This is a genomic window from Mesorhizobium sp. GbtcB19 (genome assembly GCF_019091085.1).
GTDB lineage: Bacteria > Pseudomonadota > Alphaproteobacteria > Rhizobiales > Rhizobiaceae > Mesorhizobium.
The window spans coordinates 1-229 of record NZ_JAGXJY010000652.1 but is presented as its reverse complement, the minus strand read 5'-3'; the positions used below and the strand labels follow the sequence as shown (position 1 = coordinate 229).

Sequence of the window (229 nt, the reverse complement as noted above, 5' to 3'; positions counted from 1 at the left end):
GAAATCGGGAGACCCCCCTTCCCCGCCGGTGATCCTCCCCGACACCGGCAAGCACTTCGAGGAAACGCCCGGCTATCCCGGCGCCCCCCCCGCCGATTTCGGCCTGACGGATATCCGCGTGATCAAGCCGGGCGAGGCGGCGCTCGAACGCGTCGTCCCGCCCGGCAGTCTCAATGAGACCGATACCCATCCCTGCTGCAATGCGCGCAAGGACGCGCCGCTGGGGCGC

At 69.9% G+C, this 229-nt stretch carries 1 pseudogene; it reads left to right on the top strand.

What is annotated here, in order from left to right:
- Nucleotides 1-229 (top strand): annotated as a pseudogene (locus KVT37_RS33310) (phosphoadenylyl-sulfate reductase); the annotation flags it as partial.